The 26097-nt window shown below is 70.6% G+C and carries 24 protein-coding genes and 1 pseudogene; 12 read left to right on the top strand and 13 right to left on the bottom strand.

Translation table 11 applies throughout. The features are described 5' to 3' along the window. The first annotated feature begins 210 nt into the window (after positions 1 to 210). Together OH735_RS20430 and OH735_RS20425 are read left to right on the top strand one after the other, a co-directional pair. Positions 211 to 459 carry a hypothetical protein gene (locus OH735_RS20430; RefSeq protein WP_351202622.1) on the top strand — a complete coding sequence of 83 codons (249 nt, stop codon included), beginning with the start codon at positions 211 to 213 and terminating at the stop codon, positions 457 to 459. Continuing rightward, positions 456 to 713 carry a hypothetical protein gene (locus OH735_RS20425; protein WP_406382946.1) on the top strand — a complete coding sequence of 86 codons (258 nt, stop codon included), beginning with the start codon at positions 456 to 458 and terminating at the stop codon, positions 711 to 713. Before OH735_RS20430 ends, OH735_RS20425 begins: the two co-directional genes overlap by 4 nt. Before the next feature lie 60 nt (positions 714 to 773). Here OH735_RS20425 and OH735_RS20420 read toward each other — a convergent pair. Further along, positions 774 to 1054, bottom strand: a pseudogene (locus OH735_RS20420) (zinc ribbon domain-containing protein); the annotation flags it as partial. A 53-nt stretch (positions 1055 to 1107) separates the two neighbouring features. Continuing rightward, the gene (locus tag OH735_RS20415) at positions 1108 to 1899 is read right to left on the bottom strand and encodes a hypothetical protein (RefSeq protein ID WP_406382945.1); all 792 of its coding nucleotides are present in this window, start codon (positions 1897 to 1899) and stop codon (positions 1108 to 1110) included. Between the two features lie 184 nt (positions 1900 to 2083). Here OH735_RS20415 and OH735_RS20410 point away from each other — a divergent pair, with 184 nt between their 5' ends. Next, positions 2084 to 2503 carry a hypothetical protein gene (locus tag OH735_RS20410; RefSeq protein ID WP_406382944.1) on the top strand — a complete coding sequence of 140 codons (420 nt, stop codon included), beginning with the start codon at positions 2084 to 2086 and terminating at the stop codon, positions 2501 to 2503. On the opposite strand, the gene OH735_RS20405 is transcribed toward OH735_RS20410, so the two are convergent. Together OH735_RS20405 and mshA are read right to left on the bottom strand one after the other, a co-directional pair. Then, positions 2472 to 3014: a YbjN domain-containing protein gene (locus OH735_RS20405; protein ID WP_406382943.1), complete on the bottom strand. Its 543-nt coding sequence runs from the start codon at positions 3012 to 3014 to the stop codon at positions 2472 to 2474. The genes OH735_RS20410 and OH735_RS20405 overlap by 32 nt on opposite strands. After that, the gene (gene mshA / locus OH735_RS20400) at positions 3007 to 4359 is read right to left on the bottom strand and encodes a D-inositol-3-phosphate glycosyltransferase (RefSeq protein WP_406382942.1); all 1353 of its coding nucleotides are present in this window, start codon (positions 4357 to 4359) and stop codon (positions 3007 to 3009) included. The genes OH735_RS20405 and mshA overlap by 8 nt, the downstream gene beginning before the upstream one ends. Before the next feature lie 196 nt (positions 4360 to 4555). Between mshA and OH735_RS20395 the strand changes: the two genes are divergently transcribed. The 3 genes from OH735_RS20395 (at position 4556) to OH735_RS20385 (ending at position 8715) form a co-directional block, all read left to right on the top strand. Continuing rightward, positions 4556 to 5347, top strand: a complete 792-nt coding sequence (locus OH735_RS20395) for a class I SAM-dependent methyltransferase (RefSeq protein ID WP_406382941.1) — start codon at positions 4556 to 4558, stop codon at positions 5345 to 5347. Positions 5348 to 5633: 286 nt separating this feature from the next. Continuing rightward, the gene (locus OH735_RS20390; RefSeq protein WP_406382940.1) at positions 5634 to 6716 is read left to right on the top strand and encodes a C40 family peptidase; all 1083 of its coding nucleotides are present in this window, start codon (positions 5634 to 5636) and stop codon (positions 6714 to 6716) included. A 610-nt stretch (positions 6717 to 7326) separates the two neighbouring features. After that, positions 7327 to 8715, top strand: coding sequence for a PP2C family protein-serine/threonine phosphatase (locus OH735_RS20385; protein WP_406382939.1), 1389 nt, complete (start codon positions 7327 to 7329; stop codon positions 8713 to 8715). Here OH735_RS20385 and OH735_RS20380 read toward each other — a convergent pair. From OH735_RS20380 to OH735_RS20360, 5 genes are all read right to left on the bottom strand, one after another. Next, on the bottom strand, positions 8697 to 9029 hold the full coding sequence (locus OH735_RS20380) for a DUF2516 family protein (protein ID WP_383760261.1): 333 nt from the start codon (positions 9027 to 9029) through the stop codon (positions 8697 to 8699). The genes OH735_RS20385 and OH735_RS20380 overlap by 19 nt on opposite strands. Before the next feature lie 123 nt (positions 9030 to 9152). Continuing rightward, the gene (locus OH735_RS20375) at positions 9153 to 9809 is read right to left on the bottom strand and encodes a hypothetical protein (protein ID WP_406382938.1); all 657 of its coding nucleotides are present in this window, start codon (positions 9807 to 9809) and stop codon (positions 9153 to 9155) included. A 67-nt stretch (positions 9810 to 9876) separates the two neighbouring features. Beyond that, positions 9877 to 10347 carry a helix-turn-helix domain-containing protein gene (locus OH735_RS20370; RefSeq protein ID WP_406382937.1) on the bottom strand — a complete coding sequence of 157 codons (471 nt, stop codon included), beginning with the start codon at positions 10345 to 10347 and terminating at the stop codon, positions 9877 to 9879. 358 nt (positions 10348 to 10705) lie between these two features. Further along, positions 10706 to 11554 (bottom strand): putative RNA methyltransferase, encoded by an 849-nt coding sequence (locus OH735_RS20365; RefSeq protein ID WP_406382936.1) that lies wholly within the window; start codon positions 11552 to 11554, stop codon positions 10706 to 10708. Positions 11555 to 12192: 638 nt separating this feature from the next. Beyond that, complete coding sequence (locus OH735_RS20360) at positions 12193 to 13842, bottom strand: TlrC/CarA/OleB/SrmB family ABC-F type ribosomal protection protein (protein WP_406382935.1); 1650 nt, start codon at positions 13840 to 13842, stop codon at positions 12193 to 12195. An 805-nt stretch (positions 13843 to 14647) separates the two neighbouring features. Between OH735_RS20360 and OH735_RS20355 the strand changes: the two genes are divergently transcribed. From OH735_RS20355 to OH735_RS20340, 4 genes are all read left to right on the top strand, one after another. Then, on the top strand, positions 14648 to 16390 hold the full coding sequence (locus OH735_RS20355) for a hypothetical protein (RefSeq protein WP_406382934.1): 1743 nt from the start codon (positions 14648 to 14650) through the stop codon (positions 16388 to 16390). A 568-nt stretch (positions 16391 to 16958) separates the two neighbouring features. Beyond that, a complete protein-coding gene (locus OH735_RS20350) occupies positions 16959 to 19349 on the top strand; it encodes an ATP-binding cassette domain-containing protein (protein WP_406382933.1) in 2391 nt (796 codons plus the stop codon). A gap of 213 nt (positions 19350 to 19562) precedes the next feature. Beyond that, the gene (gene galE, locus OH735_RS20345; protein WP_406382932.1) at positions 19563 to 20579 is read left to right on the top strand and encodes a UDP-glucose 4-epimerase GalE; all 1017 of its coding nucleotides are present in this window, start codon (positions 19563 to 19565) and stop codon (positions 20577 to 20579) included. Positions 20580 to 20861: 282 nt separating this feature from the next. Next, positions 20862 to 21383, top strand: a complete 522-nt coding sequence (locus OH735_RS20340) for a DUF2199 domain-containing protein (protein WP_406382931.1) — start codon at positions 20862 to 20864, stop codon at positions 21381 to 21383. A gap of 48 nt (positions 21384 to 21431) precedes the next feature. Here OH735_RS20340 and OH735_RS20335 read toward each other — a convergent pair whose 3' ends face one another. From OH735_RS20335 to OH735_RS20320, 4 genes are all read right to left on the bottom strand, one after another. Beyond that, positions 21432 to 22115 carry a TetR family transcriptional regulator gene (locus tag OH735_RS20335; RefSeq protein ID WP_406382930.1) on the bottom strand — a complete coding sequence of 228 codons (684 nt, stop codon included), beginning with the start codon at positions 22113 to 22115 and terminating at the stop codon, positions 21432 to 21434. A gap of 291 nt (positions 22116 to 22406) precedes the next feature. After that, positions 22407 to 23657 carry a GNAT family N-acetyltransferase gene (locus tag OH735_RS20330; RefSeq protein WP_406382929.1) on the bottom strand — a complete coding sequence of 417 codons (1251 nt, stop codon included), beginning with the start codon at positions 23655 to 23657 and terminating at the stop codon, positions 22407 to 22409. Positions 23658 to 23721: 64 nt separating this feature from the next. Next, positions 23722 to 24705, bottom strand: a complete 984-nt coding sequence (locus OH735_RS20325; protein WP_406382928.1) for an asparaginase — start codon at positions 24703 to 24705, stop codon at positions 23722 to 23724. 46 nt (positions 24706 to 24751) lie between these two features. Further along, complete coding sequence (locus OH735_RS20320) at positions 24752 to 25288, bottom strand: ABC transporter substrate-binding protein (protein ID WP_406382927.1); 537 nt, start codon at positions 25286 to 25288, stop codon at positions 24752 to 24754. 13 nt (positions 25289 to 25301) lie between these two features. On the opposite strand from OH735_RS20320, the gene OH735_RS20315 reads away from it, so the two are divergent. Further along, a complete protein-coding gene (locus OH735_RS20315) occupies positions 25302 to 25529 on the top strand; it encodes a hypothetical protein (RefSeq protein ID WP_406382926.1) in 228 nt (75 codons plus the stop codon). A 64-nt stretch (positions 25530 to 25593) separates the two neighbouring features. Further along, positions 25594 to 26043 carry a D-aminoacyl-tRNA deacylase gene (dtd, locus tag OH735_RS20310; RefSeq protein WP_384447144.1) on the top strand — a complete coding sequence of 150 codons (450 nt, stop codon included), beginning with the start codon at positions 25594 to 25596 and terminating at the stop codon, positions 26041 to 26043. The last annotated feature ends 54 nt before the right edge of the window (positions 26044 to 26097 follow it).

Below are 26097 nucleotides of genomic sequence, written 5' to 3'. Positions count from 1 at the left end.
GTTGATGGGTCGGTGGCTCTCGCCGACACCTGCCACCCCGCCGAGCGGCAGTATGCCCCATGATGTTCCGATCCCGGCGGAAACGTATCGCGTGGGCTCCGCCCCCGCCTCCGGACCTGGCGCTAACGTGACCCAAGTACTGGCCCGCGCAAGGGCGGAGCCGACTGGGCGGGCCGTGCGGAGAGAGCAAGGAGAGCGGGGAGAGCAACCATGGGCGAGCCCCTGAAGACCTTCGTCGGCGGTGCCGAAGTCGACGTGCCCAACAGCATCCCGGACATCCGGGCGACCCTTCCCGAGGAGAGACGCGAGGAGTTCGACCGCGCCATCAACGACGCCGGCGTGGGCGAGATCCAGGCGGTGATGCGGCATTGGATGCTGGAGGCCGTACCCGATCCGGAGGCCGAGAAGATCCTGGACCGGCTGGCGCAGGACGAGGCCGAGAGGCGGACCGTCGCTTGAGCTTCCGCATCTCCTACGCCCCGCCCGCCGACGACTCCCTGGCCAAGATGCGCGACGGCGAGACCTTCCGGAACGAGATGGCCCGCACCCTGGGCCTTGACCCGTACGGACACGGGTCGTCGGCCGTCAAGAGCGAGCACGACCGGCGCGAGGCGACGGTCGCCGGGGCGATCGTGCTCTATTACGTCTCCGGGTCGGTCCTGACCGTCACCGTGGTGAGACTCGTCCCGCTGCCGTCAACGACCCGGGACTGAAGTCCCGGGCTTGCTGCTCGGGTCATCGATGGCTTCGATGGGTCCGGCTGCGTCCAGCTCTCACGCGATCAGCGTGAGAGCAGGGGCCGTTGACTCGACCCCGCAGACCCACACATACCACCCTCGGTGGGCGATGTTGTGGGACGAGTTGTGGTCCGCGTGCTCAACGAACCGCAGGACCGGCAGGAAAAGACGGCCTGGGAAGGCCGGTTGCCGCGTTCAACGTGATGACACTGCGAGCATTCCTGGCTGGTGTGCGCCGGATCGACATATACCACGGGCACCCCGGCCCGCATGGCCTTGTACCGGATGGAGGCGCCGAGCTGGGCGAACGGCCAGGAGAACGAGACACCGATCACGAGTGCGAATACTCACTTATGGCCGCACAGGAGCCCTACGCCAGCTTCGCGGCCTGGGCCTCGACCACCGCGGTCGGCAGCTCGAAGTCCCCGCCCCCGCCCATCGCGGCCAGGTTCATCGAGGAGAACGAGGCGAACGTGGGACCCTGACGCAGGCCCACCAGCTTCAACTGGACCTTCTCGCCGCCCTGTTCCAGCTGCACCGTCCAGGCGACCGCTTCCTCGCCACCCTTGACCTGCTCCTCGGTGATCTTGCTGACCCTCTGCTTCTCACCGGCCGCCGTGAAGTCGAACCCGCCCGCGCATTCGGTGGCCGCGGTACGCAGAGAGGTGACCGACTCCTCCGCGCCCTTGCCGTCGTACGAACCGAGGGCCAGCTGCGTCGTCGTGATGTCGAAGGCCGTCTTGAACGCCTCCTCGGGGTCCGCGTCACCCTTGTCCATGCTGCCCTTCTTGGGCTCGCTGACGACGGTCCGCTTGGTGAACGCGCCGGGCTCACCAACCTCCGCGCCCATCAGCGCGTGCGCGAGCGGGGCGCAGACCTCCTTCTCGACCTTGATGCCGTCGACGGGGACCACGTCCTTGGCCGCTGCCTTGCCAATCTTGTGCCCCTTGACGTCGCCCTGGGTGAGCGCGACCTTCTCCAACTCGGCGGCGGTCAGCGCCTTGGCCGCCGGCTTGGCGGCCGCGGACTCCTTGCCCTTGGCATCCGCACCCTTGCCGCCGGAACCGGAATCGGAATCCGAGCCGCCGCAACCGGCGGCGAGCAGGGCCAGGGACACCGCGGCGGCGGCAACAGCGGTACGTCGTATGGCGGTGGATCGCATGGGTCCGGTCCGTCTCTCTGAGCTGGGTTCTTCGGGTTTTGCCTACTCTATGAGCGGGAGTTGGTTTGTTGATCAACAAAGGAGGGCACGGGATGCGATCGTGACGGCGCCGTGATCGTCCCGTGAAAGCACGGCCCTTCACGGCAAGCCCTACGACTTTCGACCCAGAGGGGCATTTCGACCCATGCAGATGGATGAGGCAACTTTGCGTGTTCTCCGTGCTGTTGGCGTGACGGAGGAACGGATCGCCGCATGCACCCCCCTCGCCGGAGGCACGTTCAACGCCGTGACCCGGGTCGCTCTCACCGACGGCAGCGACTGGGTGGTGAAGATACCGCCGCCCGCGGTCGCCGGAACCCTCATGAGCTACGAGCGCGATCTGCTGGTCAACGAGGTCGAGTTCTACGGCCACGCGGGTGCGTCGACAGCGGTGGTCCCCCACGTCCTGCACAGCGAACTCGCCCCACAGTTACCGAATTTCCCGGATTTCCCACAGCTCTCTGAGCTCTCGGAGTTCCCTGAGTCCCCGGAGTTCCCGGAGCCATCCGCGTCAATGGGGGGTGTGCAAACGGTCAGTCGGCCGGGCGTTGGGTCAGATGCGTGAACGCGTCCAGGTTCCGTGTGGACTCACCGCGCGACACCCGCCACTCGTACTCCTTGCGGATCGCGTTCGCGAAACCCAGCTCCAGCAGGGTGTTGAACGAGCCGTCGGCCGCTTCCAGGACCGTGCCGAGCAGCCGGTCCAGCTCCTGCGGGGTGACGACGGAGAGCGGCAGCTTGCCGACGAGATAGATGTCGCCGAGCGGGTCGAGCGCGTAACTCACGCCGAAGAGGCGGAGGTTGCGCTCCAGCAGCCAGCGATGGACCGCCGCGTCGTTCTCGTCCGGATGGCGAACGACGAAGGCGTTGAGGGAGAGCGAGTGCTTGCCGACGCGCAGTGAGCAGGTGGTGGACAGCTTGCGCGTGCCGGGCAGCGTGACGACGTAGCCACCGGGTTCGGGGCTCTCCCAGGCGAGCCCGGCGTCCTCCAGGGTCGCCTCGATGACCTGCGCGACCTGTGCGGCCTGCGTCGTCGCCGCCACAGCCGTTGCCGCTTCGTCGGGTACGTCAGCCATGGTGCGAGCGTACGCGACGGCGGTGTTCGTGCATCGCGGCCGTGTACACGTCGGCGGTCGCGGACGCGGCGGTGTCCCAGCCGAAGCCCTGGGCGTGCGCGGCGGCGGCCGCACCCATCCGGGCGACCAGTTCCGGCGCGTCCGCGAACCGGCCCAGCGCCTGGGCGTACGCCTGCGGGTCGTGCCCCGGTATCAGGAAGCCGCTGACCCCGTCCCGCACCGCCACCGGGAGCCCGCCGACGGCCGCCGCGACGACCGGGGTGCCCGCGGCCTGGGCCTCGATGGCGACCAGGCCGAAGGACTCGCTGTACGAGGGCATGACCAGCACCGACGCGGCCCGGAACCAGTCGGCGAGCTGGTCCTGCCCGACCGGCGGGTGGAAGCGCACGACGTCCGCGATGCCGAGCCGCGCGGCCAGCTTCTGCAGCCCCTCCGGCTTGGCGAGCCCGCTGCCGCTGGGGCCGCCGACGACGGGTACGACCATCCGGGTACGCAACGACGGATCGCGTTCCAGCAGTGCGGCGACGGCCCGCAGCAGCACGTCCGGGGCCTTCAGCGGCTGGATGCGCCCCGCGAAGAGCGGGATCAGGGCGTCCCGCGGCAGCCCGAGGCGCGCACGCGCCGCCGCCCGTCCGTCGGCCGGGCGGAAGCGGTCCAGGTTGACCCCGGGGTGGACGACGGCGACGGACCCGGGATCGGCCTCGTAGAAGCGGACGAGCTCGTCCGCCTCCCCGGCGGTGTTCGCGATCAGCCGGTCGGCCGCGCTGACGATCTGGGTCTCGCCGATGACGCGGGCGGCCGGCTCGGGGGTGTCGCCCTCGGCGAGCGACGCGTTCTTGACCTTGGCCATGGTGTGCATGGCGTGGACGAGCGGGACGCCCCAGCGCTGGGCCGCGAGCCAGCCGACGTGACCGGAGAGCCAGTAGTGGGAGTGGACCAGGTCGTAGTAGCCGGGGCGCTGACGGGCCCAGGCCTGCATCACGCCGTGCGTGAAGGCACAGAGCTGGGCGGGCAGCTCCTCCTTGGCCAGACCCTCGTACGGTCCCGCGTCGACGTGCCGGACCAGGACACCGGGCGCCAGCTCGACCACCGGGGGCAGCCCGCCGGTGGTGGACCGGGTGAAGACCTCCACCTCGATGTTGATCGCGGCGAGGCGCCTGGCCAGCTCCACGATGTAGACGTTCATGCCGCCCGCGTCACCCGTGCCCGGCTGGTGCAGCGGAGAGGTGTGCACGGAGAGCATCGCGACACGGCGGGGTTTGCGGTGGCCGCCGGGGAAGGCGGTGGGGAGCCTGAGGCGCGGTGCGACACGGCTGCTGCCGAGCCGGGAGACGTACTGACTCACGTCGTCCGGTCCTCCTCACTCAGGGCATGACAGCGCGGGGACTTGAGCCCCTCGCAAGGGGCTGCAACAGTGGAATGCCTCCTTTCATTTCCGCTTTACCAAATCATTACGGTGCGGGAGCCGCACACCGGGGCCGGGAAGCGGGGCCGGGCCCCGCGCCGCCTGCCACCCCCGCGGAATCGTTACGCTCGCTGTCATGCGCCCCATCGGCACCGCGACCCGCGGGACCACCAACCCGAACCGGCTCCGCCGCATGGACCGCTGGATCGCCGCCACCCACGGCCCGGCCCTGCGCCGCGCCGACGCCCCCGCCGCCGTCGACCTCGGGTACGGCGCCGCGCCCTGGACCGCCGTCGAGCTGCTCCAGCGCCTGCGCACCGCGGAGCCGCGCACGACGGTGACCGGCATCGAGATCGACCCGGCGCGGGTCGCGGCGGCGAAACCGTACGAACGCGAGGGCCTCACCTTCCTGCACGGCGGCTTCGAGATCCCGCTCCCCACCCGCCCCGACCTCATCAGGGCGGCGAACGTGCTGCGCCAGTACGACGAGGACGAGGTCGCCGCGGTCTGGCGACGGCTGTGCGGCCGGCTCGCGCCGGGCGGGCTGCTGGTGGAGGGGACGTGCGACGAGATCGGGCGCCGCCACGTCTGGGTGGCGCTCGGCCCGGAGGGCCCGCGCACGGTGACGTTCGCGACCCGGCTCGGCTCCCTGGACCGCCCCTCCGACCTCGCGGAACGCCTGCCCAAGGCGCTGATCCACCGCAACGTGCCGGGCGAACCGGTCCACGCCTTCCTGCGGGACTTCGACCGGGCATGGGCCGCGGCCGCCCCGTACGCCTCGCTGAGTGCCCGGCAGCGCTGGATCACGGCCGTGCGGTCGCTGTCGGCCGACTGGCCGCTGACGGACGGGGTACGGCGCTGGCGTCAGGGCGAAGTCACGGTGGAATGGGCCGCCCTCCGGCCCGACCGACAACCCGGCACACGCTGAACAGGCCCGGCAAACCCGCGTACGGGACGGCGGGCGGGAACACCGACGGGGCATCGTTCGTCGAGACAAAGGGTAGCGACAGCGATCACGGGGCCGTCAGGACAGCGGCCGTGTGCCTCTGTTGCTTTTCGGTACGGCATGGCACGATCTCGTCATCGACCGAAGTTACTGACGGTAAATCAGATTCAGTGGATCTACCGGTTCCACAAGTCTTACAGGTTCCACAGGCTTTACAGGTTTCACAGGCTTTACAGATCGGATTCGGGTTCATTCGGAGGGGGATCTCGTGAACCGACGTCACTGTGCCGCAGCGGCGATCACTCTGGCCTGCGCGCTGGCCGTACTCACCGCGCCGGTCCAGGCATTCGCAGCGCCGCCACCCCCCTCCCCCTCCGCGTCGAAGCCCGCTTCCCGGTCCGAGGCGGCGAAGCCGAAAAAAACCCTCGAAGAGGTACGCAAGGAGATCGACGCCCTCTACCGCAAGGCCGGGGCGGCCACCGACGCGTACAACCTCGCCGAAGAGAAGGCCGAGAAGCAGTCCGGCGAGATCGTCAAGCTGGCCCGGGCCATAGTCGCGGGCCAGGCGAAGATCGCCGAACTCAAGAGCCAGGCGGGCGCCCAGGCCCGCGAGCAGTACCGCTCCGGCGGACTGCCGCCCGGCACCCAGCTGATGCTCAGCGACGACCCGCAGCTGTTCCTGGACGGGGTGACCCGGGTCACGGAGGGCCAGCGGGCCGCCCAGGGCGTCCTCGGCGAACTGACCAGGACCCAGCAGGACTTGGAGACGTACACCCAGGACGCCGGCACCAACTGGGAGAAGCTCGAAGCGAGCCGCCTCAAGCAGGCCGAGGCCAAGAGGAAGATCAACGCGCAGATCGCCGCGGCGAAGAAGCTGGAATCCCAGCTGAAGAAGGAGGAACGGGCCCGCCTGCTGAAGCTGGAGCAGGAGGCGGAGTACAAGCAGCAGACGGCCTGGCTCAGCTCCGGCGCCCTGAAGGACATCAACCGCGAGGCGAGCGCGAGCGGCAAGAAGGCGGTGGCCTTCGCGACCGCGCAGATCGGCAAGCCGTACGTCTGGGGGGCCGAGGGCCCCGGTTCGTACGACTGCTCGGGGCTGACGTCACAGGCTTGGGCGGCGGCGGGCCGACCGATCCCGCGCACCTCGCAGGAGCAGTGGCGGCGACTGCCGCGCATCGCCGTCAAGGACATGCGCCCCGGCGACCTGATCATCTACCACGGCGACGCCAGCCACGTGGGCATGTACATCGGCGACGGGGCGATCGTCCACGCCCCGCGCCCCGGCCGCAACGTCACCCTGGCGGGCGCGGGCTCGATGCAGATCCTCGGAGTCGTACGCCCGGACAAGTAGGGACACGGGCCGGATACGGGGTGCGGACCGGACGCGCGGGCCGGACGCGGGCCGGACGCGGGCCGGACGCGCGGGCGCGGGCCGGATACGGGGGGTGCGGGCCGGACGCGCGGGTGCGGGCCGGATACAGGGGCGGGCACGGGGGCGCGGGCCGGAGGCGCGGGCGCGGGCCGGATACAGGGGCGGGCACGGGGATACGTACGGGGCTGCGGGCCGGATACGGGGGCGCGGGCACGGGGATACGGGGGTGCGGGCCGCGTCGAGCCCGCCCGTCGATCGAGGACGAACACGTCCCGTCCGCCCCTCTCACCCGGCGCCCCGCCGAAGCCCCCTGACCCCGTGGGAGTGACCCGCGCTCCCACGGGAGTGACCCGCGCCACCGGCCCCCCACCACCCCGCGTGACCTTTGTCATGCCCGGATACCCGCCCCCACGCCCGCGCATCTCGCCGGATCCGTGACCTGACGCGGCTTATGGCGGTGCATATGACAGCGGCCGATCGCGGAACGCCATTCCGTTCCCCCACCGCGGACCGCTATCGTCCCCGTCTGGCGGGTCGTCGATCGTCGTCCCGCCGCGCCCTCGGGGGGAGGGAAGGAAACCCGAAACCGATGCCCGTACCCGTACCGCAGCAACAACAGCACACCGCCCCCGCTGCAGAGACCTCCCACGGCACCCACCTCACCCTCCTGGTGATCGAGGGCGACCCGGCGGGCACGTTCACCGTCCCGGAGCTCCCGGCCATGGCCGGCACGCGGGTCCGCATCCGCACCGCCCGCAACCTGACCGAAGCGGGTCGGCTCCTCACCGACGACGTGGACTGCATCCTGCTGGACCTGGCCCTGCCCACCGGCAACGAGGCGCGCTCCACCGGGCCCGAAGGGGTCGAGCGGGCCGACGGGCTCGCCACCCTCGATCACGTCCTGCGGATCGCCCCACGCCAAGCCGTCCTCGCCCTCACGACGGAGGACGACGCCGAGCTGGGCGCCGAGGCGGTACGGGTCGGCGCCCAGGACTACCTCTTCCACGGCGAACTCGACGGGCTGGTCCTCGGCCGCGCCATCCGCTACGCCGTCGAACGCAAGCGTGCCGACACCGCCCAGCACCAGCTCACCGAGTCCCGGCTGCGCGCCCAGGAGAATGCCCGCCTCGAACGCGGCCTGCTCCCCACCCCGCTGCTCGAAGGCTCCGACCTGCGCTTCGCGGCCCGCTACCGCCCCGGCCGCAGCCGCGCGCTGCTCGGCGGGGACTTCTACGACACGGTCCGTACGCCCGACGGCACCGTCCACGCGATGATCGGCGACGTCTGCGGACACGGCCCCGACGAGGCGGCACTCGGCGTGGAACTGCGCATAGCGTGGCGGGCGTTGACCCTGGCCGGGCTCTGCGGGGACGAACTGCTCTCCACGCTCCAGCAGGTCCTGGAGCACGAGCGGGAGAGCGAGGAGATCTTCGCGACGCTCTGCACCGTCGACATCGCGCCCGAGGGCAGGCGCGCCGGGCTCTGCCTGGCGGGCCACCCCGCGCCGCTGATCGCCCGGCGCGGAAAGGCCGCGCGTCTTCTCCCGTACGAGGACGGCGGCCCGGCCCTCGGCCTGCTGCCGCGCGCCCGGTGGCCGCGCCGACAGGTGGACCTCGGGGGCACCTGGAGCCTGATGATGTACACGGACGGGCTGATCGAGGGGCGCGTGGGGCCGGACGGTACGCAGCGGCTCGGCCAGGACGGCATGGTCGCGATGATCAACCGCCGGCTGGCGGAGGGGTTCACCGGCGAGGCCCTCCTGGAGGCGGCCGTCACCGAGGCCCGGGAGCTGAACGGCGGAGAGCTGACCGACGACGTCGCGGTCCTGCTGCTCGACCGCGACCAGGATCACAGCCACCGGTGGGGCATGAACGGCGAACGGGGCCGGAGCATCCCGCGCCCCCGCCCCGAACCGACACCACCCACGCCTTCCGCGAGCACCGCGGGCGCCGCGAGCGGTCAACGCCCGCCGTTGTAGGGGCCGTACGGCCCGTCGCTGCTGGAGCCACCGCGCCGGCCGCCGCCCGAGACCGCCTGCAGCGCGGGCCGTACGTCCACCAGGAAGACGATGGACGCGACAGCTCCGGCAAGCTGCAGGAACAGCATCGGCACGAAGAGATTCACCGCGACGGTGATGCCGAGGATGATCAGCCAGAAGGACTTCTTCTGCTTGTCCGCGGCCCGGTAGGCGTCCTCACGGGCCGTGGCGGCCATGATCAGTGCGACCACGGCCAGGACGAGCATGACCATGTAGAGCAACCAGACGAGTGTGCTGAATCCTGTGAGCAACATGGTGTGCACCGCCTAATAAATGGATGAGCGCCTCGCGGCCAAGGTACCGGGACAACGAGCCGGGCGCCCCGAAAGGTGCCCATCCCGTGCCCCGGTACACCATCCCGCCGGGGCGTCGAGACCCTACTTCGCGGTCGGCGGAGTGGTCTTCTTCGCGGCGGGCTTGCGCGCGGGCGCCTTCTTGGCGGGCGCGGCCTGAGCCCTGCTCTCCGGCCGGACGGCCTTCGGGGCGGGCGCGGCCTTGGCCGGCCCCGGCCCCGGCTTCGCGGCCGGACCGGGCTTGGCGGCCGGCTGCGTCTTCGCGGTGCCCGTCGGCCTGGACTCCTTGCGCGGCTCGACGACGACGGCGATCTCGACGATCTCGTCGGCCGTCTCGCCACGCCAGTTCTTCACGGTCTGCTCACCGCGCTCGGCGACCTTCTCGTACGTCTCCCGGGCCCGCACCGCGTACTCCGCGGCCACGCCCAGGCCCCGCAGCGCCAGGTCCTGCGCGTTCTCGCCCAGCTTCCGCAGGTCGCTGTCGAACGACCCGATCACCTCGGTGACCTTGGCCTGCACGGTGGCCTGCGCCTCCTTGGCCTGCGAGGCGACCTTCTCCTGCACGGCCTTGGGGTCGGCGTTGCGTACGGCCTCGATACGCTCCGGCGCCTCCGCGCGCAGCTGCTCGATCAGGGCCGGGACCTTGCGCGCCTGCTCGACGGCGATGTCGGCCGTACCGGCGGCGAAGTAGAGGGGGGTCGGGTCGGTGAGGGTCTTGCGCAGGTCATCGGTGATGGCCATGACTGTGGTCCTCCCGGATCATCAGACTCAGTGTGAGGGTTTTGAAGACTTTCAAGGCCTCGAAGCCTCAAGGTTTCGAAGCCGAGCCGGCATCGCTGCCGCCGGGCTGGTGAGGGCCGTCGGTACCGGCCCCCGCTCCGGACTCGCCGCCGGTCTCCGATCCGGCTCCGACGCCGGATTCCGGTCCGGGCTCGAACCCGTTCTCCTTGCGGAAGGACTCGTAGATCTGCAGCAGAACACTCTTCTGCCGCTCGTTTATGGACGGGTCGGCCAGAATCACCGCCCGCGTCTCCAGCTCCTCCCGCTCCCGCTCATCCAGAATCCCGGCCCGCACGTACAGGGTCTCGGCGGAGATCCGCAGCGCCTTGGCGACCTGCTGCAGCACCTCGGCGCTCGGCTTGCGCAGCCCGCGCTCGATCTGGCTGAGGTAGGGATTGGACACCCCCGCGGCATCCGCGAGCTGCCGCAGCGACAGCTGCGCGTTGCGCCGCTGCTCGCGCAGATACTCACCGAGATTGCCGACGTTGAGTGATGCCATATCCCGATGGTGCACCCACCTTGCTAACTTTTGCAAGCGCCCGCTTGCAAAAGTGCGCCACACCACTCGGACCGCCTACGTGAGCCGAAGTGTCCGATTGTCCGTTCCCGGTCTATCTGCGATTTCCCACCGGGTCTGCAGTGTGAAGTGAACGGGTCCCGGACGACCTGCGCAGCGACCAGCCCACCAGAGCCACCTGCCCGCGAGGGCAGTGCCTACCGCTCCGGCTGTCGGATGGCCTGGGAGATCACGACGGCCAGCGGACGGACGCCCCACCTTGCCCGAGTTGCCAGGAAGGTGGGGCGCCAGGCGCGCCCATTGGTTCGTCGGTTCAGCAGGCGTATCCGCCCGCTCGTGGTTACCGAGGCTGGTAGGAGGTGGCCACCACGGAGACGGTCACCTGACTGGGCAGGGAGCCGTGGCCGCTCAGGTCCGCGTGGGTCAGGTGGCGTGCGCTCGGTGTCATCCCCACCAGGTCGATGGCTTCTTGCCTGGTCAGGGGTGTGGTGTATTCGACGTGCTGGGTACCGGCTTCCTGGAAGTAGGGGTCCAACGCCTGTTGCAGGCGCTGTTCCTTGTCCGGGTCGATCGTGACCATCGCGGGGATCTGGCCCCGTAGCTCGGCCAGGTGCCGCTCGATGGGGCGCACCACGATCAACCGGCCGGTCGGACGGAGCACTCGGTGGAACTCGGACGGGTTGCGCGGGGCGAACACGTCCAGCATGACGTCGACCCCCTGGTCAACCAAGGGGAAGGGGCGGAAGACGTCCCAGCTCGCCGCAGCAGCTCGCGGATGGGCTCGGGCCGCTGAGCGCAGGGCGCGTGCTGACGTGTCCAGCCCCAGGCCGCGGGTGCCGGGCAGTTGATCGAGTACACCGGCCAGGTAGTAGCCGGTGCCGCATCCGACGTCCACGACCGTGCCTTGACCAGGCAGGGCGTCGGCTGTCATACGGGCCAGGGTCTGATGGATAGGGGCGTACCTGCCAGTGGACAGGAACCGGTTCCGGGCCTGAACCATGGCTGCGTCGTCACCGCTGGTGGCGCGGATGCCCGTCAGCAGGCTGACGTAGCCCTGACGGGCGATGTCGAAGGTGTGGCCCGCCGGGCAGCGCAGTGAGCCAGAGGCGGGTCGGAGACGGGCGCGGCACACCGGGCAGCGCAGCAAGTCGAGGAACGGTTCGAGGGCAGGGGGAAGCAACGCAGGCACGAGGCACTCCAGGCAACGGCGAAGGGAAGGGACCGTGCCTGTACGCGCTGTCAAAAGCCGCCGTCTTAAGAAGAACGAGGCCCGGCATCCCGCGGCCTCAGTGCGAGCGGCGCAAGGAAGATGGATCACGTAGCAGGCACGCCAAGGAGGGCGACGCCCTACGGCATCGCCCTCAACGCCTCGTGATTACAGAGCCTGGATGTGCTGGGTCCACATGCCTACACCTTACGAGCCTTACCGAAAGCCCCTCGCCTCGCCTCAACAGTTAAGAGACACGGCCCAGCGACGGGGGATCGCGCCGAACTGTGCAATCACCCGGACGAGGGGTTTGGTCCCATTCAAGCTGCCCAGTCCCCTTGCTCCAGTGGCTGGTCAGAGCTGTCCTGTCGCATTGAAGCTGTCGGATTCCCGGTCGGTCTCGTTCGTGCTGGCAGATTCTCAGTGCGGTGGCTCCTGGGCGGCGGTGTTTGCTTCGTTCGCAGGCCGGCGGGCCGCAAGCCGTTAGATGTCCTACGACAGGACACCACCGGTCCCTCTGTCCCGTCGCAGTGCGGACGAGGTGGTGGCCTGCCGGTGGGAGAGGGCCCGTGGGAAGGCCACCTTGTGCTGGGTGACGACGCAGAGGCGACCTGTGGGCTTCAGCCCGCTGCGGTCTCCTGAGACTGTGCGACGTGGCCAGCGTTCAGTTCCACGTGCCTGCCGGTGAAGCGGGTTCGCATGCGCCGGTCGTGGGTGACGACGACGACCGCGCCTTGGTAGCAGGCCAGGGCTCCTTCCAGTTCTTCGACCAAGACGGGGGAGAGATGGTTGGTGGGCTCGTCCAGCAGCAACAGGTCGACGGGTTCGCTGACGAGGCGGGCCAGTTCGATCCGGCGCCTTTGTCCATAGGACAGTTCGCTCACTTTCAGACGCAGGTCGGCAGGGCTGAACAGGCCGAGGGACAACAGATGGTCGATGCGCTCATCCAGTTCGCCCCCGCGGCCGTGGGCGAACGCCTGTGGGACTGTCAGGCCAGGCGGCCACGGTGTCTCCTCCTGTCTCAAGTGCCCGACTCGGCTCCGCGTGCGCACCGTTCCCTCATCGGGCTGCAGCTCACCCGCCAGCACCCGCATCAGCGTTGTCTTGCCAGCCCCGTTGGGCCCGGTGACCAACAGCCGCTCCTCGCCGCCGATCCGCAGCGAAGGTACGTGCAGCCGGTCCTCGACACGGATGCCGGTGAGTTCCGCCGCGGCCTGCGACGTCTGACCGTCGGCGGTGGTCATCCGAGCGGCGAACACCAGCGGTTCGGGCGGCGGCGCGACAGGATTGTCCGTCAGCCGTTCGACACGCTCCTTCGCATTGCGGATACGGACCATCGCCCCGTGACCACGGCCGCGGGCACGGAAGCCGCCGTGGCCGAACACGGCAAACGGCAGCTTGCGAGGGATCGCCTCCAACCGTGCCACGTTCGTGGCGGCCAACTTCTGATTGCGGGCCAGCTCCGTGCACCAGTCCGCGTACTCCTGCAGACGGCGCCGCCGCTCAGCGGCCTTGGCGGCAAGGTAGCCGTCGTAGCCGTCGCCGTGACGCGTCACCTTGCCCTCGCCGACCTCCAGGATCGTGGTGGTGACCCGTTCCAGGAACACCCGGTCATGGGTGACCGCGAGCACCGTGCCGCGATGCGCCCGCAGGTGTGCCTCCAGCCAGCCCACCGCCTGGTCGTCCAGATCGTTGGTCGGCTCGTCCAGCAGTAACAGCTCCGGCTGGGACGCCAAGGTCGCGGCCAGCGCCAGCCGTGATCGCTCACCGCCCGACAGCGTGCCCAGGGTCCGATCCCGAGCCAGACCCGGCAGGCCGAGCCCGTGCAGGGCGATGTCCACCCGGGCATCGGCTTCGTAGCCGGCGCGCGCCTCGTACTGGGCGACCATGTGGGCGTAGGCGTCCAGCGCGGCGGTGAGCTCCGCCCCCGCCAAGCCCGTGAGTCCGGCTTCGGCGTGGTGCATCCGCGCTTCGAGTTCACGCAGGTCGGCAAGAGCCATATCCACTGCGGCCTGGACGGTGGCCTCGGGGGGCAGTGCCAACGACTGGGCCAGATAGCCCGAGCCGCCTGGTGCGGTCACGGTCAGTTCGCCGTTGTCGGGCCGGTCCTGCCCGGCGATCAGTCGCAGCAGGGTGGATTTTCCGGCTCCGTTGTCGCCGATGATGCCGACCCTCTCGCCCGGCTTGATGCTGAAGGACACGTCGTCCAGCACGACGTGGTCGTCGTAGCGGCGGGTGACGTTCTGAAGAGATAGCTGTGCAGTAAACATGGAGTCCCCTGTTCTCGGCCGGGCCGATCGGCACGGGTGGATGGACGCATCCGCGCACGCCAGAAACACTCCGCGGCACGCCAAACAGACGGCATCACGGGAGGAGCGGAAGCACGCATGAGAACGCGCGACGGCGGAGCCAAGCTCAACGCGGCCGCACGGGGACTATCACAGGGAACCCATGCGCAGCACCGTAGGCGGGGAATCCGTGTGGCTGCAAGCCGTTTCTTCGGTGAGGTGTGGCAGACAGGTGCAACAGAGGCGGGCCAATCCCCGCGGTCGACCGGCGACGACGAGTACGAGTACGGCACCGGCGCGGACGGCATGGGAAGCCGGCCTCTTCGCCGGGAGGGCGGGTCCCACCTCCGCGAAAGCCAACTCGTTTGAGATCGAAACCGAACCGCGTTCCCAGACTTTCTGGCAGCTCCGCAGATCAGAGCCCCGTCACCCACCGACTCGAATGCGACAGGACAGTAGTTGTCACATAGGCAGGCTTGTTGTCATCGTTGCGGCCGCCGGCCGTTGCCGATGTGACTCTGTGGGCTCATAGGGTTGTGACGATGAGTCGCTGTTGTGGATCATCGGGTGGTCGTGGGGGTTCCTGCCAGCCGGTGCTTAACGCTGTGACTCCGGGGCGAAGGCGGTACGGCGGTCCGGTGGGGGCGGTCTCCTGCCACATAATCCTCATGTGTCCGAAACTCCCGTCCCAATACCGTCGGGCTCTGTTCCGGCAGGTACGCCCGCCTGGTCGTCCACCGATGCCGCCCTATGGGCCCGGGCCCGCCCCGCATCCTGGGCCAGGCCCATGTGGTCAGTGCCGGCGCTGCTGATCACCGTTGTATGGGCGATCGCGGTGGAACCGGTGCCGTCGTGCAGCGATGCGGCGCCCTGCGGCCCGGACTGGGGCGGCATGGCGGAAGTGGGTCTGGCCGTCGGGCTGTTGTACTGGCTCGCCCGGCTTCCGGAGCTCACGCTGATCGCAGCGCCCGCGCTGACGGCCATGGTGGCGTGGGGAGAGCTGCCGGGCGCCGGCCGAATGTCCCAGGTCGCGAACTTCGCCGTGATCGGGGCCCTGGGCTTCGGCTGGGCCGCGGCCCGCGAGCGGCTGGCGGCCCGGTCCAGACAGCGGCGGCTCGTGGAACGGGCCGCCGGAGTGCGGCATCGGTTGCCGGAGCCCGCCGGCCCACTCGTGCGAGGCAGGCTCCCGCTCGCCGCCGGGCTGGTCCTGTGCGCCGTGGCCGCCGGTGCGGTCCTCTCGGGGCTGAGCGGCATCCGCGCGGACGAGCGGCACGCGGACCGGGCCGTGCACATCACGGCGACGGTGATCCGCCGCGGCGAGGAGACAGTGCGCGTCCGCACCGATGACGAACGGCGCATCACCGTCGACGCGTTCTACCCCGAGGACTACGGCGTCGGCAGCACGGTGACCGTGCTGGAGGACGGCTCGTGGCGGCGCCTGGTGGCGGAGCCGTACGACGCCTTCGGCCGGCAGTTGCTGGTCCTGGCGGCCGGGCTGCCCGGGCTCTCTTTCCTCACGGTGGGTGTCCTCGCCCGCCGCCGTGCCGTGGCGCTGCGCCGCGCACCGGTGCCGGCCCTGCGCGTGCTGGAACGCACGGACTGTGAAGGACGTACCTGGGTCTACGCGGCCGACGACACCGCCGGCCAGAGCGCGCTCTTCACCTGTCTCTGCACGGGGACGCTCCCCGATGACGACGAGCTGGTGGACCGCATCGAAGACGAAGCCGAGGACGAGGAGGAATTGCCCGTCGACACGTGGTTGCACGAAGCGGTCCTGCTCGGCGCCCCCTACGAAGGCGGCGAACTGGTCCTCGTCACGACGGACCGGGCGGGGGACCCGATCGTGATCCGCACCGCCGGCCCGGTCCGGCTCCCCCGAACCGGCAAGAAGCCCCTTCTGGGAGCCACTGCCCTCACGGGTACCGACCCCGACACCTCGGATCCGCAGCGGCGGGCCCGGATCGACCGCATCGCCGCCACCCTGGCGCCCACCGGTCGCCCGGTGCGCTGGGGGCCGGGCCCTGTGGCCCGAACCGCCGGACTGGCCCTCACCGCGGGCGTGGCGGCCGGAATCTCCTTCACCGCACACTCCCTCGCGACGGACGGCTTCGACTGGCACCTCCTCCTCCCCCTGCTTTCACTGCCGATGTGGATCCACTTCGCGGCCGTCCTCCTCAACTGGCGTGCCACCGCGGACAGCACCGGTCTGTGGCTGACCGGAGCCTGGACCGTACGGCACGTCCCATGGGAACGGCTGCGGGCAGCCGAGTACACCGACGAGGGCAGCGTGGAGATACGCCGGTCGGACGGCGGCACCTGGCATCTGACGGGGCTGGGGGAGCCGCGCCTCGAACGACGACTGCGACTGCGCCCGTCGTACGTCCGCATGGCCGAGGAGGTCACAGCCCTGCACGCCCACCCGGAACTGCGGCCCGCGGAACCGAGCCCACCCAGCGACCACGGCCTGCCACTGGGTCCCGTCCTGCTCCTTCTTGGCGGCCTCGCCGTCACGGCCATGCTCATCACGTGAGCACGAAACGTGCACCGAACGTCACCCGAGCTGTGCCGGAACCTCTGGAACGCCCCCTATTACCTCATCCCGGCAACCCGGGGCCCGGCGGGCGTTGGGACATCCCGTATCCCCGTGTCCCGCCCCGGGGATCCGCTCCGTTGGCGACGGATCCGGCGCCGTAACCCGTGCCGCTATCCTTCGACAGGGGTCGGCCCACACCCGCGGCGTGTCCATGACCAAGGGGGAGGCCGAGGCCCACGGGGTCGACGCGCTGCCGCAGGAGCGGGGTGACCGGTGCGCCGCGCGCACCGGCTTCGGCCCTTCCCCAAGCTCTCGACTTCGTTCGAGCAGGGGAGACCCCATTGCTCCACCCGCCCCGTACCGCTGGTTCCGCTTCTCTCCACGCCGCAGCCGAGCGTGCCGCATGGCCGGGACTGCCCAGAGGCTTCACGAGCCGAAGCGGCGAAACGGCCGCAATGGCCGGAGCGAAGGAGAACCAGGCGTACCGCCCGAAGCCGGTCGGATCGAGCCGGGCGACGCCGACGGGGACCGCGAAAGCGGCCCCCGCCCGACAGATGGAGACACGATGAGCATGGCCACGAGGACGGACCCGCAGTCGTCCGCGCCGCACACCGCCGACAGCCACGATCTGATCCGCGTGCACGGCGCGCGCGAGAACAACCTCAAGGACGTCAGCATCGAGATCCCGAAGCGCCGCCTCACGGTGTTCACCGGCGTCTCCGGCTCGGGCAAGAGCTCGCTGGTGTTCGACACGATCGCCGCCGAGTCGCAGCGGCTGATCAACGAGACGTACAGCGCCTTCGTGCAGGGCTTCATGCCGACGCTGGCGCGTCCCGAGGTCGACGTCCTCGAAGGGCTGACCACCGCGATCGCCGTCGACCAGCGCCGGATGGGCGGCGACCCCCGCTCCACGGTCGGCACCGCCACCGACGCCAACGCGATGCTGCGCATCCTCTTCAGCCGGCTCGGGAAGCCGCACATCGGCCCGCCCAGCGCGTTCTCCTTCAACACCGCCTCGGTCCGGGCGAGCGGCGCGATCACCGTCGAGCGCGGTAACAAGAAGGCGGTGAAGGCGACCTTCTCCCGCACCGGCGGCATGTGCACGCACTGCGAAGGCCGGGGCACGGTCTCCGACATCGATCTCACGCAGCTCTATGACGACTCCAAGTCGCTCGCCGAGGGCGCGTTCACCATCCCCGGCTGGAAGTCCGACAGCTTCTGGACGGTCCGGGTCTACGCCGAGTCGGGCCTCCTCGATCCGGACAAGCCGATCCGCAAGTACACCGAGAAGGAGATGCAGGACTTCCTCTACCGGGAGCCGACCAAGGTGAAGGTCGAGGGAGTGAACCTCACCTACGAGGGGCTGATCCCCAAGATCCAGAAGTCGTTCCTGTCCAAGGACAAGGAGGCGCTGCAGCCGCACATCCGGGCGTTCGTGGAGCGGGCGGTCACCTTCACCACCTGCCCCGAGTGCGACGGGACGCGGCTGAGCGAGGGGGCGCGGTCGTCGAAGATCGAGGGGATCAACATCGCCGACGCCTGCGCGATGGAGATCCGTGACCTCGCCGAATGGATCCGCGGCCTGGAGGAGCCCTCGGTGGCGCCGCTGCTCGCCGCGCTGCAGGAGACCCTCGACTCGTTCGTGGAGATCGGCCTCGGCTACCTCGCGCTCGACCGGCCGGCGGGCACGCTGTCGGGCGGCGAGGCGCAGCGCGTCAAGATGATCCGCCACCTCGGTTCCTCGCTCACCGACGTCACGTACGTCTTCGACGAGCCCAGCGCGGGCCTGCACCCCCATGACATCCAGCGGATGAACGACCTGCTGCTGCGGCTGCGGGACAAGGGCAACACGGTGCTCGTCGTCGAGCACAAGCCGGAGATGATCGCGATCGCCGACCACGTCGTCGACCTCGGTCCCGGCGCCGGTACGGCGGGCGGCGCCGTCTGCTTCGAGGGCACCGTCGAGGAGCTGCGGGCCGGTGACACCGTCACCGGCCGCCATCTCGACGACCGGGCCGTCGTCAAGGAGACGGTACGCAAGCCGACCGGCGCGCTGGAGATCCGCGGCGCGACGGCGAACAACCTGCAGGGCGTCGACGTGGACATCCCGCTCGGGGTGCTCGCCGTCGTCACCGGCGTCGCCGGCTCCGGCAAGAGTTCGCTCGTGCACGGGTCGGTGCCCGCCGGCGAGGGCGTGGTGTCGGTCGACCAGAGCCCGATCAAGGGCTCGCGACGGAGCAACCCGGCGACGTACACCGGGCTGCTCGACCCGATCCGCAAGGCGTTCGCGAAGGCCAACGGCGTGAAGCCGGCCCTGTTCAGCGCCAACTCCGAGGGTGCCTGCCCCACGTGCAACGGCGCCGGTGTCGTCTACACCGACCTGGCGATGATGGCCGGCGTCGCCACCCCCTGCGAGGAGTGCGAGGGGAAGCGGTACCAGGCGTCGGTGCTGGAGTACCACCTCGGCGGCCGCGACATCAGCGAGGTGCTCGCGATGTCGGTGGCCGAGGCCGAGGAGTTCTTCGGCGACGGCGAGGCGCGCACACCGGCCGCGCACCGCATCCTCGAACGGCTCGCCGACGTCGGGCTCGGCTACCTCAGCCTCGGCCAGCCGCTCACCACGCTGTCCGGCGGCGAGCGGCAGCGGCTCAAGCTGGCCACGCACATGGCCGACAAGGGCGGCGTCTACGTCCTCGACGAGCCGACCACCGGCCTGCACCTCGCCGACGTCGAGCAGCTGCTCGGCCTGCTCGACCGGCTCGTCGACTCCGGCAAGTCGGTCATCGTCGTCGAGCACCACCAGGCGGTCATGGCGCATGCCGACTGGATCATCGACCTCGGCCCCGGCGCCGGCCACGACGGCGGCCGGATCGTCTTCGAGGGCACGCCCGCCGACCTCGTCACCGCCCGCTCCACCGTCACCGGCGAGCACCTCGCGGCCTACGTCGGCGCCTGACCGGGGCGGCCCGTAGGGCGGGGTCTCGCGCACGAAGCCGGCGTGCCCGGACCGCGACCGGGCACGGGTCGGCCGGACAGCGCGCCGCCGCTGTCCGGCCCGGCGGCCGACCGCGCTCGCCTACGATCGCCTCAGCAGCTCCGCCTCGGCCCGCCGGTCCGGCCCTGCGACCGCAGGCGGCAGGGCGGAGAGCCACAGAGAGGCAGGCACGGCATGAAGGTCCTGATCGCCGGAGGCGCGGGCTACATCGGCAGCACGGTCGCGTCCGCCTGTGCGGACGCGGGGATCACTCCGGTCGTCCTCGACAACCTGGTCACGGGCAGACGGGAGTTCACGGCGGGGCGGGCCTTCTACGAGGGCGACATCGCGGACGGCCCGCTGATCGACCGGGTCTTCGCCGAGCACCCGGACATCGACGCCGTCGTCCACTGCGCGGCCCTGATCGTGGTTCCGGACTCGGTCGCCGACCCGGTCGGCTACTACCGGGCGAACGTGGCCAAGAGCCTGGAGTTCGCCGGCCACCTCCTGCGCAACGGCTGTACCCGCATGATCTTCAGCTCGTCCGCCTCCATCTACGGCGCGGACGCCGATCTGACGGTCGACGAGGACTCCCCCATCGCCCCGCAGAGCCCGTACGCGCGCACCAAGGCGGTGTGCGAGGCGATGTTCACCGACATCGCCGCCACCCAGCCTCTGCGCGTGCTGTCCCTGCGCTACTTCAACCCGATCGGCGCAGATCCGAAGATGCGTACGGGACTTCAGCTGCGTCGCCCGAGCCACGCCCTGGGCAAGATGATCCAGGCGCAGGAGGAGGGCGCCGCGTTCCAGGTCACCGGAACCGGCTACCCGACGCGCGACGGTTCGGGCATCCGCGACTACGTCCACGTCTGGGACCTCGCCGCCGCACATGTGGCCGCGCTCGGCGCCTTCGACGCCGTCCTGCCGGTCGCGGGGTCCGGGCCGGCGGCCACCTCCGCCATCATCAACCTGGGTACCGGTACGGGCACCACCGTGCGCGAGCTCCTCGACGCCTTCAACAGCGTGGTCGAAGCACCCGTGCCCGCGGTCGACGCCGAAGCCCGGCCGGGCGATGTCGCGGGGGCGTACACCCGGAGCGACCGGGCGAAGCGGCTGCTGGGCTGGCAGCCGCGGTACTCGCTGGCGGAGGGCATCCGCCACTCCCTGGAGTGGGCCGGCGTACGGGAGGACAGGCTCGGCCGTTCCGTTTAGACCGACCGGCAAATGGGGGGCGGGAGAAGGAGCGGGGCTGGGTGCGTGCAGCTGCAAGGCGGAGGATTGAGGCAGATGGGGTCTCCCCTGCTCGAGCGAAGCCGAGAGCTTGGGGAAGGAGCGTTGGTGATTGACGACAACGCCGCAGATGCGCGTGCCCAGCCCCGCGACGCCGCCCCCCATTTGCCGGTCGGTCTTAGGCGCAGGGGAAGGGTGTACGCACGGGAAGGGAACGGACCTCGTACGCCCGCCCCCGGATCCACACGGCCTAGGATCCCGCCCATGGATATCGACCCCGGCTACACCTGCTCCTGCTGCGGCGAACACCACGGGGAACTACCGATGGGGTATTCGACCACGGCACCCGACGTCTGGGACGCGAGCCTGGAGAACGATCCCGACAGCATGCTCTCCTCGGACCAGTGCATCGTCAGACACGAGCACTACTTCATCAAGGGCCTGATCGAGATACCCGTCCTCGGCAGCGAGGAGCCGTTCTCCTGGGGTGTCTGGGTCTCGCTCAGCCGGGAGAACTTCGGGCGGGCCCTCGACGTGTGGGAGACGCCCGGCCGGGAGTCCGAGCAGCCGTACTTCGACTGGCTGAGCACCGAGTTGGGGCTGTACTCGCCCCGCACGACCAACCTCAAGACGAACGCCCACACCCGCCCGATCGGCCTGCGTCCCCGGATCGAGCTGGAGCCCACCGACCATCCCCTCGCCGTGGAACAGCGCACCGGCATCACGCTCGACCGGGTGCGCGAGATCGCCGAAGCGGTGGTGCACGCCGACGACGTCCCCGCCTGAGCGGCCCCGCGCCCGGCGGGCGGTCGAGGCCGCGCACCGCTCCGGCCGCTACTGCGCGCCGAGTCCCGACCGCAGTTGCACGAAGGCGAGTTCGGCCGCCTCGACGGCGCCGTCGTACACCTGGTCCGCGCTCTCCCCCGCTTCGATCCGCCGCCAGTTCTCCAGGGCCAGGATGCGCAGTACGGCGATGATCTGGCCCGCGGCCAGCCTGTCCCGCACCCTGTCGCCCAGCGCGCGGGCGAGCGCCGCCTCCGAGCGGCCCTGGTAGGTGTACATGCGGGCGACCAGGGACGGCGTCCCGTACAGCATCCGCTGATACGCCAGCACCTCCGGCACGTCGCAGAGCCCGGTCACCGGGTCGCGTCGCTCCAGGCCGTCCAGGTAGTTGCGGCGCAGGGCGTCCAGGGGGGACTCGTCGGCCGCGCGGGCGGTGACCACGCGGGCGGACTCGTCCTCGTGGTCGGCGAACCGGTGCAGGGCCAGGTCCTCCTTGGCCGGGAAGTACCGGAACAGCGTCGGCTTGGAAATGTCCGCGGCGGCCGCCACCTCCGCCACCGAGACCTTGTCGAAGCCCCGCTCCACGAACATCGCGATCGCGGCATCGGAGATCGCCTGGTACGTCAGCTGCTTCTTCCGCTCACGCAGGCTCATCGGCGCATGCGGCGCGGGGGCCGCGGGGGCCGCGGGCTCAGCCGTCGCGGGCGGCTCGGGTGTCTCTCCGCTCATGACCATGAAGCGTACGCCTTGACCTCAACCGGACTTGACGTCCGACAGCGGTCGCACGGGCGCCGGGCAGGCCGGACGCCGACAGCCGGACGCGCCGGGTGGACGAGCCGCCGGGTCATCGCCTCGCCGCCCCTTCCCCTCAGTCCCGCGCCCGGGCCTCCACCAGGGACTCGATCCCAAGGCGGGAAGCCCAACTGCGCCTGCGCGGGAGCCCTGATCCTGGCCCTGCCCGTCGTCCCCACCGACGACTGGCGTCCGGTGGTGTGACCCGCTGTCGGCGGCAGGCCGGGGCAGCTCTCAGAACACGTCCGGGCACCAAGCCCGCCGCGCCGCCCGGAACATTCCCTCCGCCAGCGCCACCGCGCCCGGCGTGCGTTCCTCGATGCGGCCCAGGTCCGCCAGCCGGACCGGCGATTCGTCGCCCAGGTAGAGCGTCCCCAACTCCCTTACGTCCAGGGCGAGATCGGCTTCCGCCGAGGTGGGGGTGCAGCTCGCGCCGGACGGGGAGGCGTCCAGGCGGTAGCGGCCGGTGGTCAGGCCCGTGGTGTCGTGGACGTCCAGGGTCAGGGCGCCGGGTACCGCGTACGTACGGGCCTCCAGGGCGCGTACGACGTCCAGGACGCGCACCCACAGCCAGTCCGCGTGGGTCACGGTGCGGGCCGCGCGCGGGTCCGGGAGCAGGAGGGGCAGCAGGTCGTCGGGGGCGCGGTAGCCGGTGCGGACCGTGGTGATCCAGTCGATCGAGCAGACGAAATGCCACAGCGCGCGTTCCGCGGCCGGGGTGACGGCGATCTGCCCGAGCACCGTGGCCCGGTTCAGCGGCTGCTTGGCATCGCCCCAGTTGTCGTCGGCGCGGTAGACGATCAGACCGTCCGTCTCACCGGCCGCGTTGCTGTAGACCGCGTAGAACGGTTCCTTCCAGGCCTCGGGACCGGACGGGACCTCGCCGGTGTTCACTTCCCACCAGCGGGCGTCGCGGTCGATCACACCGTGCTGCCGGGCACGCAGCCGGTCGTGGAGGGCCGGGCCCAGCTTGCGTACGTCGGCGCCGCTCACCAGGTCGATCCGGCCGCCGTCCTGCGCGGAGGGGCCCGACCAGCGCGGGTCGAGGCCCGCCCTCGGTACGTCGATCTCCCACTCGGTGGTCCACGTCGCCGGACCGAAGCCGTACCGCCCGTAGATCGGGTACTCGGCGGCGATCAGGGTGGCGACCACGTCGCCGCGCTCCTTCGCCGCCGCCAGGTCCGTGGCCATCATCCGGCTGAGCAGTCCGCGACGGCGGTGCGTGGGCGACACCGTGACGTTGGAGATCGCGTCGGCCGGCACCACGGCGCCGCCGACGGCCGTGAGCTCCTGCGCGAACGAACGGAACGTGGCCACGCACCGCCCGCCGTCGAACGCGCCCTGCGTGCGGGCGAGGTCCGTGTGCGGGAGCCGCCGTTCGGCCTCTTGTTCCGTTCCGGTCGGCGCGTGCAGAAAGCCGGTGTGCTTGGCGCGCAGCCAGTCGGGGAACTCGGAAGCGGTGATCGTACGGACGTCAGGAGCCATGTGAGCCACGCTAGGCACCCAACTCACCGATTGTCGCCCGGTTTTCCGGGACCGCGGAACCCGGTCAGAACGCCGCCCTGATCTCGCCGACCTCACCGCCGCCGCCCAGCAGCGGCGTGCGGCCGATCCGGGAGACCACCGGCGCGTCGATGCCGAGCAGGCTCAGCGACCGGGCCAGTACCGGGCCGAGCGCCCGCGTCGCACCGTCGTCGATCTTGAAGGCCAGGGCCCGGCCGTCCGCCAGCGCCACCGCCTGCACCGCCTCCGCGCCCATCTTGGAGAGCGTGCCCGGCACCTCCCGCATCAGCCAGGTGTCGGGGCGGCGCGTTCCCGCCACGTACTCGGGGTGGGCCCGCATCGCGTCGCCGACCCGGCGCTCCGCCGTCCCCGGCTCGGCCAGCACGAACGTGCGGAAGGCCCGCGCCAGACCCACCAGGCTGACCGCCATCAGCGGCGCCCCGCACCCGTCCGTGCCGACCGCCGCGACCGGCTCGCCGGCCGCCTCCTCGACCACCTGGTGGACCAGCCGCTGGAGCGGGTGCGACGGGTCGAGGTAGGACGCCCGGTCCCAGCCGTTCAGCGCGCACGCCGCGAGCATCGCCGCGTGCTTGCCGGAGCAGTTCATGGTGATCCGCTCCCGGGCGTGGCCGGCGGCGAGATACGTCTCCGCCTCCGCCGGGTCCAGCGGCAGATCGGGCGGAGTCTGCAGATCGTCGGGGGTCAGTCCGTGCTCGGCGAGCATCCGGCGTACGAGTTCGAGATGGAAGTCCTCGCCGGAGTGGCTCGCGGCGGCCAGTGCCAGCCGCTCTCCGGACAGGTCGAGCCCGGCCCGCAGCACGGCCGCGGCCTGCATGGGCTTGTTGGACGAACGGGGGAAGACCGGCGCCGTCGGGTCACCCAGGACCCGTTCCACGCTGCCGTCGGCGGCCAGGAGGACCAGCGAGCCCCGGTGCCGGCCCTCCACGAAGCCGGACCGTACGACCTCCGCCAGGACGGGGTGGGCGGGGGATATGGCGGAGGGGGCGGCGGATGCGGCGCTGGAGGTCATGGTGGCCTTCCGGGGACGGGCGGAACCCGCCCCCGGAAGGATCGCTTCAGGTGAGCAGGTCGTCTACTTGTGCTTCACCGTCACGGTACCTGCGGGCGATCTCCGCACTGCAATCGTCAGCGGTGCGTTGCAGCTGGTGACGGCGGCGGGAGACCTGCTGCTCGTAGCCGACCAGGCGCCCCATCGCGATGTGCAGCTCGTCGTCCGTACGGGCATCGAGGTCGGAGAGTTCGACCTCGGCGAGCGTCTCGGCCGCCAGCCGGCGGTACTCGTCGCTGCGCGGTGTGGTGAGCGTGACATGCCGGGCGGAGGAGCGGTGCTGGGACGGGGTGTCGGCGAGGATCTCCGAGAGCCGGTCCACCACCGGTGTCTCCGGATCCCGTCTGCGGGCCAGCTCGGCCCGCAGGATGTCGATCCGGCCCTGGATCAGCCGCCGCACATAGCTGAGGTCGGCCTCGTCGCGCTGCGAGTCGCGGCGCAGGGTGCGCAGCTCCGGCAGGCGCAGCCCGCCCAGCTCCGGCGGCGGTCCCGCGGACGCGCCGTCCAGGTATCCGTGACCGGTTCGCTGGACGGGTGGGCGCAAGGTGCTGGTGCTGGTGCTGGTACCGGCACTCGTACTGATGCTGGTACTGGTGCTGGTGCCGGTACTGGTGCTGGTGCCGGTACTGGTGCTGGTGCCGGTACTCGTACTCGTACTGGTGCCGGAACGCGTGACCGGCACGGCGCCGGGGGACTGCCCGGTTCCATGGGTACTCATGCTGGTGTCCATCCCCTCGACCGGTGTGTCGGCACACCGCCTTCCCAGCATGGTGCCACTCCAGTAGGGCATATGTGGATGCTCTGTACCCGTTCAGCCCAAGACAGGTTGGCCAGGATAGGTTGGTCCATATGCGTGCAGTGGTACAGAGGGTGGACGGTGCGAGCGTCACGGTGACCGACGGCACGGGCGCGTCGGGCGGGCCCGAGGTCGTCGGCGAAATCGTCGGTGAAGGGCTGTGTGTGCTGGTCGGGGTCACCCACGGGGACACCCCGGAGAAGGCGGCGCAGCTCGCCCGCAAGCTCTGGTCGGTTCGCATTCTGGAGGGCGAGAAGTCCTGCTCCGACGTGAATGCGCCGCTTCTGGTGATTTCCCAGTTCACCCTCTACGGGGATGCCCGGAAGGGGCGCAGGCCCACCTGGAACGCCGCGGCGCCCGGCGAGGTCGCCGAACCGCTGGTCGACGAGGTGGTGGCGCAGCTGAGGGCGCTGGGCGCGCAGGTGGAGACCGGTCGGTTCGGGGCGGACATGCGGGTCTCACTCACGAACCACGGCCCGTTCACCGTCATCGTCGAGGTCTGAACCGGCTGCACGGCCCGACCGCGGACAATGGTCGGGCCGGTGCAGTCGGTGCGT

Origin of the sequence: Streptomyces sp. NBC_01618, from assembly GCF_045209435.1 — a bacterium.
Lineage (GTDB): Bacteria > Actinomycetota > Actinomycetes > Streptomycetales > Streptomycetaceae > Streptomyces.
This window is presented reverse-complemented; position numbering and strand designations above follow the sequence as displayed.

What these genes read in the sequence shown, in the direction of transcription:
- OH735_RS20405 (WP_406382943.1), bottom strand. Translation starts at nt 3,014, where the DNA reads ATGGCTGACGTACCCGACGAAGCGGCAACGGCTGTGGCGGCGACGACG.
- OH735_RS20325 (WP_406382928.1), bottom strand. Translation starts at nt 24,705, where the DNA reads ATGACCTCCAGCGCCGCATCCGCCGCCCCCTCCGCCATATCCCCCGCC.
- OH735_RS20380 (WP_383760261.1), bottom strand. Translation starts at nt 9,029, where the DNA reads ATGTTGCTCACAGGATTCAGCACACTCGTCTGGTTGCTCTACATGGTC.
- OH735_RS20385 (WP_406382939.1), top strand. Translation starts at nt 7,327, where the DNA reads ATGCCCGTACCCGTACCGCAGCAACAACAGCACACCGCCCCCGCTGCA.
- OH735_RS20340 (WP_406382931.1), top strand. Translation starts at nt 20,862, where the DNA reads ATGGATATCGACCCCGGCTACACCTGCTCCTGCTGCGGCGAACACCAC.
- OH735_RS20430 (WP_351202622.1), top strand. Translation starts at nt 211, where the DNA reads ATGGGCGAGCCCCTGAAGACCTTCGTCGGCGGTGCCGAAGTCGACGTG.
- dtd (WP_384447144.1), top strand. Translation starts at nt 25,594, where the DNA reads ATGCGTGCAGTGGTACAGAGGGTGGACGGTGCGAGCGTCACGGTGACC.
- OH735_RS20335 (WP_406382930.1), bottom strand. Translation starts at nt 22,115, where the DNA reads ATGGTCATGAGCGGAGAGACACCCGAGCCGCCCGCGACGGCTGAGCCC.
- galE (WP_406382932.1), top strand. Translation starts at nt 19,563, where the DNA reads ATGAAGGTCCTGATCGCCGGAGGCGCGGGCTACATCGGCAGCACGGTC.
- OH735_RS20360 (WP_406382935.1), bottom strand. Translation starts at nt 13,842, where the DNA reads ATGTTTACTGCACAGCTATCTCTTCAGAACGTCACCCGCCGCTACGAC.
- OH735_RS20410 (WP_406382944.1), top strand. Translation starts at nt 2,084, where the DNA reads ATGCAGATGGATGAGGCAACTTTGCGTGTTCTCCGTGCTGTTGGCGTG.
- OH735_RS20370 (WP_406382937.1), bottom strand. Translation starts at nt 10,347, where the DNA reads ATGGCATCACTCAACGTCGGCAATCTCGGTGAGTATCTGCGCGAGCAG.
- OH735_RS20375 (WP_406382938.1), bottom strand. Translation starts at nt 9,809, where the DNA reads ATGGCCATCACCGATGACCTGCGCAAGACCCTCACCGACCCGACCCCC.
- OH735_RS20415 (WP_406382945.1), bottom strand. Translation starts at nt 1,899, where the DNA reads ATGCGATCCACCGCCATACGACGTACCGCTGTTGCCGCCGCCGCGGTG.
- OH735_RS20330 (WP_406382929.1), bottom strand. Translation starts at nt 23,657, where the DNA reads ATGGCTCCTGACGTCCGTACGATCACCGCTTCCGAGTTCCCCGACTGG.
- OH735_RS20355 (WP_406382934.1), top strand. Translation starts at nt 14,648, where the DNA reads ATGTGGTCAGTGCCGGCGCTGCTGATCACCGTTGTATGGGCGATCGCG.
- OH735_RS20395 (WP_406382941.1), top strand. Translation starts at nt 4,556, where the DNA reads ATGCGCCCCATCGGCACCGCGACCCGCGGGACCACCAACCCGAACCGG.
- OH735_RS20350 (WP_406382933.1), top strand. Translation starts at nt 16,959, where the DNA reads ATGAGCATGGCCACGAGGACGGACCCGCAGTCGTCCGCGCCGCACACC.